Origin of the sequence: Streptomyces sp. NPDC058326 (assembly GCF_042879855.1) — a bacterium.
In the GTDB taxonomy this organism is placed as follows: domain Bacteria; phylum Actinomycetota; class Actinomycetes; order Streptomycetales; family Streptomycetaceae; genus Streptomyces.
The window spans coordinates 242,776-256,625 of sequence record NZ_JBHVZO010000001.1 but is presented as its reverse complement, the minus strand read 5'-3'; the positions used below and the strand labels follow the sequence as shown (position 1 = coordinate 256,625).

Annotated in this window: 10 protein-coding genes; 7 read left to right on the top strand and 3 right to left on the bottom strand. The window is 71.4% G+C overall.

Features of this window, described 5'->3' with window-relative positions; all coding sequences use genetic code 11:
* Positions 1-67 precede the first annotated feature (67 nt).
* The 3 genes from obgE (at position 68) to galE (ending at position 4,289) form a co-directional block, all read left to right on the top strand.
* The gene (gene obgE / locus ACFVYX_RS01140) at positions 68-1,507 is read left to right on the top strand and encodes a GTPase ObgE (RefSeq protein ID WP_389679173.1); all 1,440 of its coding nucleotides are present in this window, start codon (positions 68-70) and stop codon (positions 1,505-1,507) included.
* Positions 1,508-1,728: 221 nt separating this feature from the next.
* Positions 1,729-3,288: a glycosyltransferase family 2 protein gene (locus ACFVYX_RS01135; protein WP_389679172.1), complete on the top strand. Its 1,560-nt coding sequence runs from the start codon at positions 1,729-1,731 to the stop codon at positions 3,286-3,288.
* A gap of 14 nt (positions 3,289-3,302) precedes the next feature.
* Positions 3,303-4,289: a UDP-glucose 4-epimerase GalE gene (gene galE / locus ACFVYX_RS01130; RefSeq protein WP_389679171.1), complete on the top strand. Its 987-nt coding sequence runs from the start codon at positions 3,303-3,305 to the stop codon at positions 4,287-4,289.
* Positions 4,290-4,430: 141 nt separating this feature from the next.
* On the opposite strand, the gene ACFVYX_RS01125 is transcribed toward galE, so the two are convergent.
* The 3 genes from ACFVYX_RS01125 to ACFVYX_RS01115 all read right to left on the bottom strand — a co-directional run bounded on the left by ACFVYX_RS01125 (position 4,431) and on the right by ACFVYX_RS01115 (position 10,104).
* Positions 4,431-5,537, bottom strand: a complete 1,107-nt coding sequence (locus tag ACFVYX_RS01125; RefSeq protein ID WP_389679490.1) for a glycosyltransferase — start codon at positions 5,535-5,537, stop codon at positions 4,431-4,433.
* Positions 5,538-5,599: 62 nt separating this feature from the next.
* Positions 5,600-8,470, bottom strand: coding sequence for a CDP-glycerol glycerophosphotransferase family protein (locus ACFVYX_RS01120; RefSeq protein WP_389679170.1), 2,871 nt, complete (start codon positions 8,468-8,470; stop codon positions 5,600-5,602).
* An 89-nt stretch (positions 8,471-8,559) separates the two neighbouring features.
* Positions 8,560-10,104 carry a DUF6056 family protein gene (locus ACFVYX_RS01115; RefSeq protein WP_389679169.1) on the bottom strand — a complete coding sequence of 515 codons (1,545 nt, stop codon included), beginning with the start codon at positions 10,102-10,104 and terminating at the stop codon, positions 8,560-8,562.
* A gap of 241 nt (positions 10,105-10,345) precedes the next feature.
* Between ACFVYX_RS01115 and ACFVYX_RS01110 the strand changes: the two genes are divergently transcribed.
* From ACFVYX_RS01110 to ACFVYX_RS01095, 4 genes are all read left to right on the top strand, one after another.
* The gene (locus ACFVYX_RS01110) at positions 10,346-11,341 is read left to right on the top strand and encodes a glycosyltransferase family 2 protein (RefSeq protein WP_389679168.1); all 996 of its coding nucleotides are present in this window, start codon (positions 10,346-10,348) and stop codon (positions 11,339-11,341) included.
* A gap of 188 nt (positions 11,342-11,529) precedes the next feature.
* Positions 11,530-11,952: a GtrA family protein gene (locus ACFVYX_RS01105; protein WP_389679489.1), complete on the top strand. Its 423-nt coding sequence runs from the start codon at positions 11,530-11,532 to the stop codon at positions 11,950-11,952.
* A gap of 108 nt (positions 11,953-12,060) precedes the next feature.
* Positions 12,061-13,164 (top strand): glutamate 5-kinase, encoded by a 1,104-nt coding sequence (proB, locus tag ACFVYX_RS01100; RefSeq protein WP_389679488.1) that lies wholly within the window; start codon positions 12,061-12,063, stop codon positions 13,162-13,164.
* A gap of 155 nt (positions 13,165-13,319) precedes the next feature.
* The gene (locus ACFVYX_RS01095; RefSeq protein WP_389679167.1) at positions 13,320-13,841 is read left to right on the top strand and encodes a hypothetical protein; all 522 of its coding nucleotides are present in this window, start codon (positions 13,320-13,322) and stop codon (positions 13,839-13,841) included.
* Positions 13,842-13,850: the final 9 nt, after the last annotated feature.

Here is a 13,850-nt window from a genome sequence, read left to right as displayed (position 1 = left end):
AGCGGGTCCGCCTTTCGCGTGTTACTAGATAGACATTCCACCCAGAAGTAACTGGAGGCACAGAACCATGACCACCTTCGTGGACCGCGTCGAGCTGCATGTCGCCGCGGGTAACGGAGGCCACGGCTGCGCCTCCGTTCACCGGGAGAAGTTCAAGCCGCTCGGCGGACCCGACGGCGGCAACGGCGGCCGTGGCGGTGATGTGACCCTGGTCGTCGACCAGGCGATCACCACGCTCCTCGAATACCACCACTCGCCCCACCGCAAGGCCACCAACGGCCAGCCCGGCGCCGGTGACAACCGCTCCGGCAAGGACGGCCAGGACCTGGTCCTGTACGTGCCCGACGGCACCGTCGTCCTCGACAAGCAGGGCAACGTGCTCGCCGACCTGGTCGGCCAGGGCACCACCTTCGTCGCGGGCCAGGGCGGCCGCGGCGGCCTCGGCAACGCCGCGCTCTCCTCCGCGCGCCGCAAGGCTCCCGGCTTCGCGCTCCTCGGCGAGCCGGGCGAGGCTCGCGACATCGTCCTGGAGCTGAAGACCGTCGCCGACGTGGCGCTCGTCGGCTACCCGAGCGCCGGCAAGTCCTCGCTCATCTCGGTCCTCTCGGCCGCCAAGCCGAAGATCGCGGACTACCCGTTCACCACCCTGGTCCCGAACCTGGGCGTCGTCACGGCCGGCTCGACGGTCTACACGATCGCCGACGTGCCGGGTCTCATCCCCGGTGCCAGCCAGGGACGCGGCCTGGGCCTCGAGTTCCTGCGCCACGTCGAGCGCTGCTCGGTCCTCGTGCACGTCCTGGACACGGCGACGCTGGAGTCCGACCGCGACCCGGTCACCGACCTCGACATCATCGAGGAGGAGCTGCGGCAGTACGGCGGCCTGGAGGACCGGCCCCGCGTCGTCGTGCTCAACAAGATCGACATCCCGGACGGCCAGGACCTCGCGGACATGATCCGCCCGGACCTGGAGGCGCGCGGCTACCAGGTGTTCGAGGTCTCCGCCGTGGCCCGTCTCGGCCTCAAGGAGCTGTCCTTCGCCCTCGCCGGCATCGTCGCCGAGGCGCGCGCGTCCAAGCCGAAGGAGGAGGCGACCCGTATCGTCATCCGCCCGAAGGCCGTCGACGACGCGGGCTTCACCGTCACGTACGACGAGGCCGAGGACGTGTACCGGGTGCGCGGCGAGAAGCCGGAGCGCTGGGTCCGCCAGACCGACTTCAGCAACGACGAGGCCGTGGGCTACCTGGCCGACCGCCTCAACCGCCTCGGCGTCGAGGACCGGCTGATGAAGGCCGGCGCCCGCGCGGGCGACGGCGTCGCCATCGGCTCCGAGGAGAACGCGGTCGTCTTCGACTGGGAGCCCTCGATGATGGCGGGCGCCGAGATGCTCGGCCGCCGAGGCGAGGACCACCGCCTCGAGGCCCCGCGCCCGGCGGCACAGCGCCGCCGCGACCGCGACGCGGAGCGGGATGACGCGCAGCGGGAGTTCGACGAGTTCGACCCCTTCTAGCCGGGCCCGGGCGGCACACCCCCGCCCGCCTGCCTCTTCCGCGGCCGTCCGACGCCCGTGAGGTCCTTGAGGACCGAGCGGTGCGCGGGCGGCCGTTCGCGTTTCCCGCGGACGGGAGGGGGAGGCGGCGGGAGTCCCGTACCATCCTCCGTGTGAGTAGTATCACTACCCCTCAGGTGGCAGGAAAGCTCGGCGTTGTGGTAATCGCACACAATGACGAGGTGTTGGTCGGTGACGCGATCCGATCCGTGCTCGACCAGGGCCCCGTGGTCGCGGAGGTCGTGGCCGTCGACGACGGATCGAGCGACGGCACGGCCCGCGTCCTGGACGAACTGGCCGCGCTGCACCCCCGGCTCCGTGTCGTCCACCGCGCGGAGAACAGCGGCGGCTGCGGCACCCCCCGCAACGACGGCTTCCGGGCGGTCACCGCTCCCAGCGTGATATTCCTCGACAGCGACGACATCCTGCCCCAGGGCGCCGCCGAGGCCCTGGTGGCGGCGGCCGAACGCCACGGGGCGCCCGTCGCGGTCGGCGCCTGTGTGCGGCGCGAACTGCCCGAGGGCCGCGACGTCCGCTGGCAGCCCGCGCTCTACCACGAGCCCGCCCTCCTGGAGACGGCGGCGGACCTCATGCCGCTGGTGCACGACACGCTCTGCGTCAACAAGGTGTACGACCGCGCCTTCCTCGCCGAGCACGGCATCCGCTTCCCCGACGGCCGCTGCGTCTACGAGGACTTCCTCTTCACCGCCCGCGTCCTGGCCGCCGCGCCGCGTGTCGCCGTCGTCCCCGACACCGTCTACATCTGGCACGTGCGGCGGGCCACGGCCCGGCTGTCGATCTCCCTCGACCGTGACGGCATCGCGAACTGGCAGGCGCGGATCGCCGCCCACCGCATGGCCGTGGAGACCTTCGAGACGGCCGGACGCAAGGAACTCGCCGCCGCCTGCCGCACCAAGTTCCTCGAACACGACCTGCTCCTGTACGCCCGCGAGCTGAGGGGGCGCGACACCGCGTACCGCGCCGGATGGTGGGAGGCGGCCAGGGAGCACCTCGCGACCTTCGGGGAGCGCGACATCGCCGCCGCGTCCCCGCCCGCCCGGTGGGCGGCCCGGTTCGTCCTCGCCGCCGAGGAGCCCCGGGACCTGCTCAGGCTGTCCCGGCTCGCCGCCGATCCGCCCCGGCTGCTCCCGCCGTACGCCCGGAGCGGGGGCGCCGCCGTCTGGTCCGAGGACCTTCCCGTGGAACTCGACGGCGTGGAGACCCTGCCGCTCGCCGGGCTTCCGCTGCTCGTCGACGGCGATTTGCGGCGTGCCGCCACCGGGGGCCAGGTACGGTTCACGGTCCGCGACCTGTACGGACGGCTGGGCGCCGCCGTCCCCCGTACCGCCACGGTCGACTTCCTGCCCCGGGGCGCGGACACGCCCGTCCGCACCGAGCGGGCCGAGCTGAGCGAGGTCGCGGGCGGCTGGTCGGGCCGCGTCCCCGCCGGGCTCACGGCCCTTGCCCGGGAGGGCTGCCGCCGGGGACGGCGGGGCGTCCAGCTCTGGGACGTCCGGATCACGGTGACCTGCGCGGACGGCGAGACCTTCACGACGGCGCTGCGGCTGCCGGAGGACCGGCAGCGACGGTCGGTCGTGCCGAGCAGCCGGTACGGTGTACTGCTGGTGCGGCAGTACACCACGGCGAACGGATCGCTGGCGGTACGGCTCGCACCCGGTGTCCGTGACGGGCTCCGGGCGGTGGGGGCCAGGCTCCGACGGCTCTCCCGCAGTTCTCAGTGAAAAGGGGTTTGGGCATGACTTACCTGATCACCGGCGGCGCCGGGTACATCGGCTCCCATGTGGTCCGCGCCATGACGCAGGCGGGCGAGCGGGTCGTCGTCCTCGACGACCTGTCCACGGGGTACGAGGAGCGGGTGCCCGAAGGCGTCCCCCTGGTGGTCGGCTCCACCCTGGACCGCGAGGTCCTCGACCGGACGATCGCCGAGCACGGTGTCACGGGCGTCGTCCACCTCGCCGCCAAGAAGCAGGTCGGAGAGTCCGTCGAACTGCCGCTGCACTACTACCGCGAGAACGTGATCGGCCTCACCGTCCTCCTGGAGGCGGTCGCCGCGGCGGGCGTACGCAACTTCCTCTTCTCCTCCTCGGCCGCCGTCTACGGCATGCCGGACGTGGACCTCGTCACCGAGGAGACCCCCTGCCTGCCGCTCAGCCCCTACGGCGAGACGAAGCTGGCCGGCGAGTGGCTGGTCCGCGCCGCGGGCGCCGCGCACGGCATCTCCACGGCCTGCCTGCGGTACTTCAACGTGGCCGGTGCCGCGGCCCCGGAGCTCGCCGACACCGGCGTCTTCAACCTGGTCCCGATGGTCTTCGAGCGACTCGACGCGGGCGAGTCCCCGCGGATCTTCGGCGACGACTACGACACGCCCGACGGCACCTGCATCCGTGACTACATCCACGTCGAGGACCTGGCCGACGCGCACCTCGTCGCCGCGCGCAAGCTCGCCGAGTGGGCCGAGGCGGGGGAGCCGCGCGACCTCACGGTCAACATCGGCCGTGGCGAGGGCGTCTCCGTCACCGAGATGGTCGAGCTGATCAACGAGATCACCGGCCACACCGTCGCCCCCGTCGTCACCCCGCGCCGCCCCGGCGATCCCGCGCGGGTCGTCGCCGCCGCCGACCGCATCGCCTCCGAGCTCGGCTGGAAGGCCCGTCACGACGTGCGCGACATGATCGGCTCGGCCTGGGCCGGCTGGGTCGCCCGCCGCGCCGCGGCGGTCTGACCGCCGGGACACCGCGCGAGCGCCTGAGGAAGGGCCGGGGGCAGGCACCCCCGGCCCTTCTCTCGTTCCCGCCCCCGGCCCTTCTCTCGTTCCCACCCACGGGCCGGTCCGGCCCGCGCGCCCCCGCCGGTCCGGCGAGGGTCAGCGCTCAAGGAAGGCGAAGAGCTCCTCCCAGCGGTCGGTGATCTCGTCGGGGGCGTACCGCTTCACGTTCTCGAAGGCCGCGTCGCCCATGCGGTCCCGCAGCTCCTTGTCGGTGATCAGCGTGCTGATGTGACCACCGAGCTCCATGGTGTTGCCGAGCCGGGCGAGCAGTCCGTCCTCGCCGTCGCGGATGATCGCCCGGACGCCCGGCGCGCAGTCGAAGGCGGCACAGGGCACCCCGGCCGCCATCGCTTCGAGCAGGGTGATCGGGAAGCCCTCGGCCCGGGAGGCCTGGGCGAAGACCGAGGCCCGGGAGAGCGCCCCGAGGACGTCGTTGGTGCGCCCCATCCATTCCACCGAGCCGTCGAGACCGAGGTCGGTGGTCCGGCGGCGCAGCGCTTCCTCCTCGTCGCCCGTTCCGTAGATCCGCAGCTTCCAGTCGGGGTGGCGGGGCGCGATCTCGGCCCAGCTGTCGAGCAGTATGTCCACGCCCTTCTCGTGCGAGAGACGGCCGACGCTGGCGACGGCCTTCTCGGTGCGCGGCGCGGGGGCGTCGGGCATGAACGGCAGGGCGTTGGGCATGTGGCCGACGTTGTCCATGCCGGCCCGGATCCACCGGTCCGCGTCGCCGGGGGTGAGGACGAGGAGCCGGTCGACGTCCTTGTAGTACCGCTTCACCCGCGCGTGCCGCGAGGTGGCCGCGGTCGCCGCGTACGACTCGTGGCTCATGCCGATGACGACGAGGCCCTTGGTGTCGGTGAGGGACACCCACTCCATCGCCCAGGCCTGCGTCACGATCACGACGGCGCCGGGCCGGGCGGCGGCGAACAGGGCCGTCATCCGGTCGGCCCGCTCCCGCATGCCGGCGGCGCGGACCGCGTTGCGGCGGCGCTCGGCCGCGTTCAGCTTGCCCTTGATGCCGCGCAGGGAGCGGAACTTCGGCGGGTGCTCGTCGTACAGCGTGGTGGTGGCGTACGGCAGCGGCTCGGGGAAGTCGTGCCCGCGCCCGGCGGGGGCCGGACGGATGCCGATGACGTGGACCCGGTGGCCCCGGCTGGTGAACTCCCGGGCCATCTGGTGGGTCCAGGTCGTCACCCCGCCCATCTCGTCCACGCTGTTGGAGACGATGAAGATGTCGCGGCCGCCGGGCACGGTGGGCTGGTTGGTCACTTCCCGCTCCTGGTGAAGAACTGGTCGACGATCCGGCGGGCCGCGTCACCGCGGTCGTACTCGCTGAAGTCCGCGTTGAACCGTCGGCGTGCCTCCGCGTACTTGATGTCGGCCTCGTCGTGCAGGTGGGCGACCGCGTCGAAGAACTCGTCCTCCGTGGCCACGACCGGGCCGGGCGCCCGCTCCCTCAGGTCGAAGTAGGTGCCCCGGTTCTCCTTGGCGTACTCCTCGTAGTCGTACGCGAAGAAGATCATCGGGCGGTCGAGCAGCCCGTAGTCGAACATCACGGAGGAGTAGTCGGTGACGAGTCCGTCCGCGAGGGCGAGCAGCGGGGTGACGTCGTGGTGGTGCGAGACGTCGACGACCCGTCCCTGGACCGACGCCGGGAGCGACACGCTGTTCAGGTAGTGCGTCCTGATCAGGAGCGTGTGGGTGTCGCCGAAGCGCTCGGCGAACTCCTCGATGTCGAAGGGCGCCGCGAAGGCGCGCACCTTGCCGCCGGGATGGGCGCGGAAGGTCGGCGCGTACAGCAGCACCTGCTTCTCCGGCTCGATGCCCAGCTCGGCCGCGAGCGGCCCCCGCTCCCGGCGCCCGGACCCGCTCTCCTCGACACGGGCCCGCACGAGCTCGTCGTTGCGCGGGTAGCCCACGGGCAGCAGCACCTCTTCGCGCAGCCGGAAGCCCTTGGCGAGGGTGCGCCGGTCGTGCTCGCCGCGGATCAGGAAGTGGTCGAAGCGGTCAAGGGACCGCTGGAACGACTCCTGCGCGGCCAGGCCGCGGGACTTGGTGTGCGGCTCGTCGAAGCCCATCCGCTTCAGCGCCGTGCCGTGCCAGGTCTGGATGTACGTGGTGCCCGCCCGTTTCGTCAGGCGCAGCGGGAAGCCCTGGTTGTCGATCCAGAACTCGGCCTGCGCCAGAGCCCGCAGGTATTGCCAGCTCCAGCGCCGCACGAGGGTGACGTCCTCGGGGAAGCCGGTCGGCTTCGCCCCGGCGTAGGACCAGACGGCCTCGAACGCGATGCCCTGGCGGCGCATCTCCTCGTAGATCGCCCTGGGGCTGTCGCTGTACTGCCTGCCGAGGTGGCTCTCGAAGACGACGAGCCCCTTGCGGATCGGCAGCTTGCTGTAGAACTCGTGGTACACGCGGAGCTTGGTCTCGCCCGAGTGCAGGTCCTTCTTCGCCTTGAGCAGGCGTCGCAGGCTGGTCTTCGCCAGTTTGGCGGCGCGCCCGTGCATGGCTCCCTCGATCATCGCCGAGGTGTGCACGGCCGCCTTGCCCTCGGCGGCGAGGACGTACGACAGATTGCCCTTCTTGGTGACCTCGGGGACGAAGCGGTCGGAGACCAGCTTGGTCAGCCGGGGCCGGATCCGCAGGCTCTCGGCCTCGTCGACGGGGGTGCCGCCGACGGACACCCGGGTCCTGAGGCGCTGACCGTCGACCGTGAGGATCAGGCGGACGTCCCAGACCACGTCGATGACGCCGAGGGGCCGGACCGTGCGGGCGATGTCCGCCCGGCCCTCCCACTCGATCCAGTCTCCGGCGTGGCGGAGCGTGGTGACCGGTACGCGGGCGGTCCGGCCGCCGACGCTGCGGCGGGGCGAGAACTCGAGGACCGCTTCGAGCTTCGCGTCCGGGCCGATCCGGCCCAGCGGGTTGACCACCCGCCCGGTGAGGCTGACGACTCCGTCGCTGCTGGAGTACGAGGTCAGCCGGTTGCCCAGGGCCAGCGAGGTCAGCGGCCTGGTGTGGTAGTTGGACGGGGTGACGTCCAGGATCCGGCGGCCCTGCTCGGTGTCCAGGTGCTCGGCGCACCAGTAGATGTGCCCGTCCCGCTCGGCGAGCGGGTTGGTGAGCCGGCCGGGGTTGGTGAGCGCCTCGGTGGCGGGGAGGAGGTTGGTCCAGTCCTCCTTGCTCAGCAGATAGGCGCAGATGGCCTGCAGGCGGTTGACCTCCTCGTACGCCTGCGGATCGATCTCGGCGAGATAGCCGTTGGCCAGCTCGGCGAACTCGCGCCGGTACGCGTCGCCGAGCAGCGGCAGGTCCCGCAGGTGGAGGACGAGGTCGTGCTTCAGGAACTTGATGTCCTTGCGGTACTTGAGCTCGTCGTGGCCCCTGCTCTCCAGAAGGGCGTCCACCCGGCGGTGGATCTCCATGCGGTGCACGAAGTTGGCGATCTCGTGTCGCCGGTTGCTGATCGACTTGGCGGCGGCGCGCTCCTGCACGTTCCAGTAGTAGACGTGGTTGGGGATGAGCGTGATCCGGTTCGCGGCGACATAGGCCCTGGCCGAGAAGAGCAGATCCTCGTAGTGGATGCCGACCGGGAACTCCAGGCCCTGTTCGAGGAGGAACGCGCGCCGGTAGCACTTGTTCGTCGACAGGGTGTCGAAGACCAGCAGGTCGGGCAGCTCGGTGATCGAGTCGATGGTCCGGGTCCGCGAGTAGAGCCAGGGGTACCACTCGGTGGTCCTCTGGTTGCGGCTGTCCAGATGGACCCGGACGCACAGGCCGGAGACCAGGTCGGAGCCGGTGCTCTCGGCGGCGGCCAGCATGTTGCGGCAGGCGTTGCGCTCCAGCACGTCGTCGCTGTCGAGGAACATGACGTACGTGCCGGTGGCGCGCCGGATGCCGTGGTTGCGAGGCGCGCCGCAGCCGCCGCTGTTGCGCTCGAGCTGGAACGCCCTTACCCGGTCGGGGTGTTCGGCGGCGAGCGCCTGGGCGACCGCGTACGTGTCGTCCTTGCTGCAGTCGTCGACGATCACCACTTCGACGCCGTGCAGGGTCTGATCCAGCACCGACCGTACGGCCGTCGGCAGACGCTCTGCGTCGTTGTAGGCGATGACGACCACGGAGACGTCAGGCACTTGCACCTCGATTCACTTGTCTTTCCTCCAGACGGCTCCAAACTACCTTGTGTTCAGGGTCCGTCACGCAGTGTCATATGCCGCCGGGTCTTCGATCAGGGGCGGTTCAGCCGCTCCACGCCGTAGTACGAGGCCGCGCACTGGGCGGCCCAGTCCCGTGCGTACACCGTGGTGAAGAACGGTTCCGCCAGCCCTCCGATGAGCAGCGGGCGGTAGGTGACCTCCCGTGCGCCCGCTTCCACCTCCGCCCGGATCCTGGCGTCCTGCCGGTCCCACGCCAGGCTGCGGGCCACCGTCTGCGTGGTCAGCGTCCGCACCGCGGGTGCCAGCGCGGCCGTACCGGCCAGGGCGACGGCTCCGGCGGCGAGGAGGACGGCGTACCGCGCGACGCGGACGCCCGTGGGTGCCGGGTGGACGGCGAGCCGTCGCCCGAGCCGGAGTCCGAGCCAGGTCCCGTAGGCGCAGAGCGCGATCAGGAACGGCACGAGGAAGTTGGTCCACGCGCGCGCGTACGTCCAGCCGCCCTCTCCGTATCCGCCGCGCAGGCCGTACGTGGCCACCAGGCTCCCCAGCGCGATCAGGGGGACCGGCAGGACGGCGGCGGCCAGGAACGTTCCTCTCGGCGGCCGGGCGGCGTTCTCCGGCGCGGAGGAGCGGCGGCCCTGGAACGCCACCGCGAGCCCGATGAGGACCCCGACGGCGAGGGCGCTCGCGTACGCCCACTGCCCGCCGATCGTCTCCCAGATCCGGTGCCAGTCCCGCAGCGTCGCCCCGAGCTCGGCCAGGGACAGCGGCCGCTCCGTCCGCTGGTCGCGCCGCCAGCGGGCGCCGGGCGACGTGGAGAGGATCACGAACCCGGTCAGAAGGCCCAGGCACCAGGTCGCACACCAGGTCGACGCGTACCGGTCACGGGTGACACGGAGCTGGGGAAGGCAGAGCACGCCCGCCGCCGCGGCGATGAGACCGGACATCGCGACGAAGGCCTCGCTGAGCATGCCGGTCGCCGTGCCGAGCAGGACCGCCGAGCCGACGGCGGTGCTGCGGGCCCAGCGCCGCCGGCTGCGGGCGGCCCACACGGCGGAGAGGACCGCCCAGATCCCGATGAGGCTCGGCAGGGTGTGGGACACGGTGGCCGGTGCCCAGAGCAGTGCCTGGTACGAGCGGGTTCCCGCGAAGAACAGCAGCGCCTCCAGGACCAGGACGGCCGCCGCCGTCGCCGCCGTGGGGAACGGCAGGCGCAGGGCGCGCAGTGCCTCGCGGGCCAGGAGGAAGAGGCCGGCGGCGAGCGCGACCACCAGGAAGACAGGGAGCAGCTTCGGCCCCCGCATGTCCTCGGAGTAGAGCAGACCGGTCAGGACGGCGTTGGTCACGCGCCCGTTCTGGGTGCGGTAGAAGTCCGCCGTGATGCCCAGGACGCCCAGGTCCCGGGACTTCCAGAGCGCGCACCAGTCGTCCGACGTGGGGCGCACGTAGACGCCGAGGAAGGCGCCGACCGAGAGCAGGGCCCCGGCGCAGGCCGCGACGACGAAAGCGACACCGCGGAGCGCCCTCGGCAGCCGGCCTCCGTGGCCCGTGCCGGTGTCCTCGCCGTCGTCCGGTCTCCGTACCTCGCCGCGCTCCGAGATGGTCGTCCTGCTCACCGGTGATCGCTCCCGCTGGCCCGAGGTCGTCTCTATGGGTGACATACGAGTCAAAAGACCACGTATACCAATACCTTCCGCACATGCTTTGCTGCATGGACGACATGCCGACCAAAGGCGGTCACTCGGGCGACGCCGGCCGGTCACTGCCGCTCCGTACCGTGGCCGCGCTGCTCGAAGGAGAGTCCGGTGGCGGTCCCCTCAGGACGTACTCTCGCCCATCCCTCTGGAGTGACCGTTCATGACCCGGCTTTCCGTCGTCGTCCCCTGCTTCAACGAGGAGGACGTCGTCGAGCTCTTCGATGCGCGAATGCGACAGGTGCTCGACACCCTCCCCGTCGGCTACGAGATCTGTTACGTCGACGACGGCAGCTCCGACGGGACCCTGGGCAAACTGCGGGAGATCGCCGCCCGGCACCCCCACCGCACCCAGTACGCCTCCTTCAGCCGGAACTTCGGCAAGGAGGCCGCCATGCTGGCCGGCCTGCGCAAGTCCACCGGCGACGCCGTGGTCATCATGGACGCCGACCTCCAGCACCCGCCCGAACTCCTCGCGCGCATGCTGGACCTCCACCACCAGGGCCACGACCAGGTCATGGCGCGGCGGACCCGCGAAGGCGACAAGAAACTCCGTTCGGCGTTCAGCCGGATGTACTACCGGGCCGTCAACCGCTGGGTCGACGTGGAACTCACCGACGGCGTCGGCGACTTCCGGCTGCTCTCCCGTCCCGCTGTCGACGCCCTGCTCTCGCTGCCCGAGTACAACCGCTTCTCCAAGGGGCTTTTCTCCTGGATCGGCTTCGACACCGTCACCTTCGACTACCAGAACGCCGCACGTGAGGGCGGTGAGACGAAGTGGAAGTTCAGCTCCCTGGTCAACTACGGCATGGACGGGCTGATCTCCTTCAACAACCGACCGCTGCGCATCGCGCTCTGGCTCGGGATGATGCTCACGGGCCTCGCCGCGCTCTACGCCGTCTGGGTGACGGCCGCCGCCCTCACCCAGGGCGTCACCGCCCCCGGTTACGTCACCCTGGTCGCGATCATCGTGGGCCTCGGGGGAGTGCAGATGGTGATGCTGGGCCTGATCGGCGAGTACATCGGCCGCATCTACTACGAGACCAAACGCCGACCGCACTTCCTCGTGAAGGAGACCCACCGCTCCTTCGGCCGGGGCGCCGCCGAACGCGCCGCCGCCGAGCGGATCCGCGTCGTGGCCACCGACGGAGAGCGCTGATGGCGACGGGACCCGAGGAGAAGCGCGGCGCGGACGCGCCGGGCGGGCCGGGTCCCGGTCGCGGTCCCGGGGGCGCGTCGGGTGGGCCGGGTCCCGAGCTCGGTCCCGGTCGCGGTCCCGGGGGCGCGTCGGGTGGGCCGGGTCCCGAGCTCGGTCCCGGCCCGGCGCGGCGCGGGAGGCTCGCCGAGATATTCCGCTTCGCTCTGGTCGGCGGCGTCAACACCGGCACCTTCTTCGGGTGTTACCTGCTGCTCCACCCCTGGATGCCGTACTTCGCCGCGTATTCCCTCGCCTTTCTCCTCAGCATGATCGGCTCCTTCTTCCTCAACACCTACTTCACCTACCGCACCCGGCCCACCTGGAAGAAGTTCGCCCTCTTCCCCCTCACCAACGTCACCAACTACCTCGTGCAGAGCGTCGGTCTGTACGCGCTCGTCACCTGGGCCGGCATGGACGACAGGATCGCGCCACTCGTCGCGGCCGTCGTCGCCATCCCGTTCACCTACCTGATCTCCCAGCGGATCCTGGTGCCCCGGAGCGCCGGACAGGACCCCTCCGCCTCGGGTCCAGGGAGCGAAACGGACGAGCGGCAGCCCTCCCGGCTCGCGTAGATTGCCTGGCAGCCGCGGCGGGGAGCACGCGTCGCGCGGGACAGCCGAGTGAGGACGACGCAGGTGACGACGCAGGTGACGGGACAGACGGACGTGGCGAGGCAGTACGTGACGGAGGCCCGCAGGATCGTCGTCAAGGTCGGCTCCTCCTCGCTCACCACGGCCTCCGGGGGACTCGACGCCGACCGCGTCGACGCCCTCGTCGACGTGCTCGCCAAGATCCGCAGCGGTGGCGAGAAGGAGATCGTCCTCGTCTCCTCCGGCGCCATCGCGGCCGGCCTCGCACCGCTCGGCCTCACCCGCCGCCCCAAGGACCTCGCCCGCCAGCAGGCCGCCGCCAGCGTCGGCCAGGGGCTCCTCGTCGCCCGGTACACCGCCTCCTTCGCCCGCTACGGCGTCCGCGTCGGACAGGTCCTCCTCACCACCGACGACACCAGCAGGCGCGCCCACTACCGCAACGCCTACCGGACCCTCGACCAGCTCCTCGCGATGGGCGCGCTGCCCGTCGTCAACGAGAACGACACCGTCGCCACGGACGAGATCCGCTTCGGCGACAACGACCGCCTCGCCGCCCTCGTCGCCCATCTGGTCCGCGCCGACCTGCTCGTACTCCTCTCCGACGTCGACGGTCTCTACGACGGGGACCCGTCCAAGCCGGGCACGTCGAGGATCGCGGAGGTCACGGGACCCGAGTCCATCGCCCACGTGGAGATCGGCTCGGCCGGCAAGGCGGGCGTCGGCACCGGCGGCATGGTCACCAAGGTCGAGGCCGCCCGGATCGCCGCCGCCGCGGGCATCCCCGTGGTCCTCACCTCCGCGAGCCGCGCAGCCGACGCGCTCACCGGACGTGACACCGGCACGTACTTCCACCGCACCGGCCGCCGCTCCGCCGACCGGCTCCTCTGGCTCGCCCACGCCTCCACCCCCCAGGGCTCCCTCACCCTCGACGACGGAGCGGTACGAGCCGTCGTCGAGGGCAAGAAGTCGCTGCTCGCGGCCGGTGTCGCGGGAGTCGAGGGCGACTTCGTGGCCGGCGACCCCGTGGAGCTCCGCGACGCCGAGGGCCGGGCCGTCGCCCGCGGTCTCGTCAACTTCGACGCCAAGGAGATGCCCCGGATGCTCGGACGCTCCACCCCTGAGCTCGCCAAGGAGCTCGGACCCGAGTACGAGCGCGAAGTCGTCCACCGCGACGACCTGGTCGTCATCCACTGACCCTCGCGTCCCTCCCGAAACGGCTGAAAGTGCGGCCATCCGGAAGGGACGTTTACCAAAACCGCCCCACGTGCCGCCTCGGGCTGGTCAACTTTGTCTCGGGGGTAAGAGCAGGGCGGGGTACAGCACCACACGCATCACACAGGAGGCCGCCGGTGAGACGAGCGCGCCCAGGGGCACCGCCCCGAGGGACTGCCGAACGCGCCCTGACCAGTGTCGAGGCCGGAGCCGACTTCGACGAGGCACGGGACAGGTCCACGGACAGAAAGACCGAGACCACCACTGAGACACGTGAGGTTCGCGAGGCGCGTGAGGCACGCGCCGCGGAACAGCCCGTGTCCAGACTCTGGCACATCACCCTCAGCGTGTCGGGTGTGGAGTCGCCGCTGAAGGAGGTGCGACGCGGGCTCGAGCAGCTGGCCCACGACCACCCCTTCCTGCTGACCAGCCGGTACGCCAACGACCACGCCGAGATCCGGTACTGGGAGGAGGCCCGCGACCTGCACGACGCCGCGGCCGTCGCCCTGCGGCTCTGGGGCGAGCACCGGCAGACCGCCAAACTGCCGCCGTGGGAGATCGTCGGCCTGGAGGTCATCGACCGCGAGACCTACCACCAGCGGATCGCGGAGGGCTACGGCCCGCCCCCGGCCGCCCCGGTCGGCGTCCACCCGTACTGAGCGCTGCGG

What these genes read in the sequence shown, in the direction of transcription:
- obgE (WP_389679173.1), top strand. Translation starts at nt 68, where the DNA reads ATGACCACCTTCGTGGACCGCGTCGAGCTGCATGTCGCCGCGGGTAAC.
- galE (WP_389679171.1), top strand. Translation starts at nt 3,303, where the DNA reads ATGACTTACCTGATCACCGGCGGCGCCGGGTACATCGGCTCCCATGTG.
- ACFVYX_RS01125 (WP_389679490.1), bottom strand. Translation starts at nt 5,537, where the DNA reads ATGGGCGGGGTGACGACCTGGACCCACCAGATGGCCCGGGAGTTCACC.
- ACFVYX_RS01110 (WP_389679168.1), top strand. Translation starts at nt 10,346, where the DNA reads ATGACCCGGCTTTCCGTCGTCGTCCCCTGCTTCAACGAGGAGGACGTC.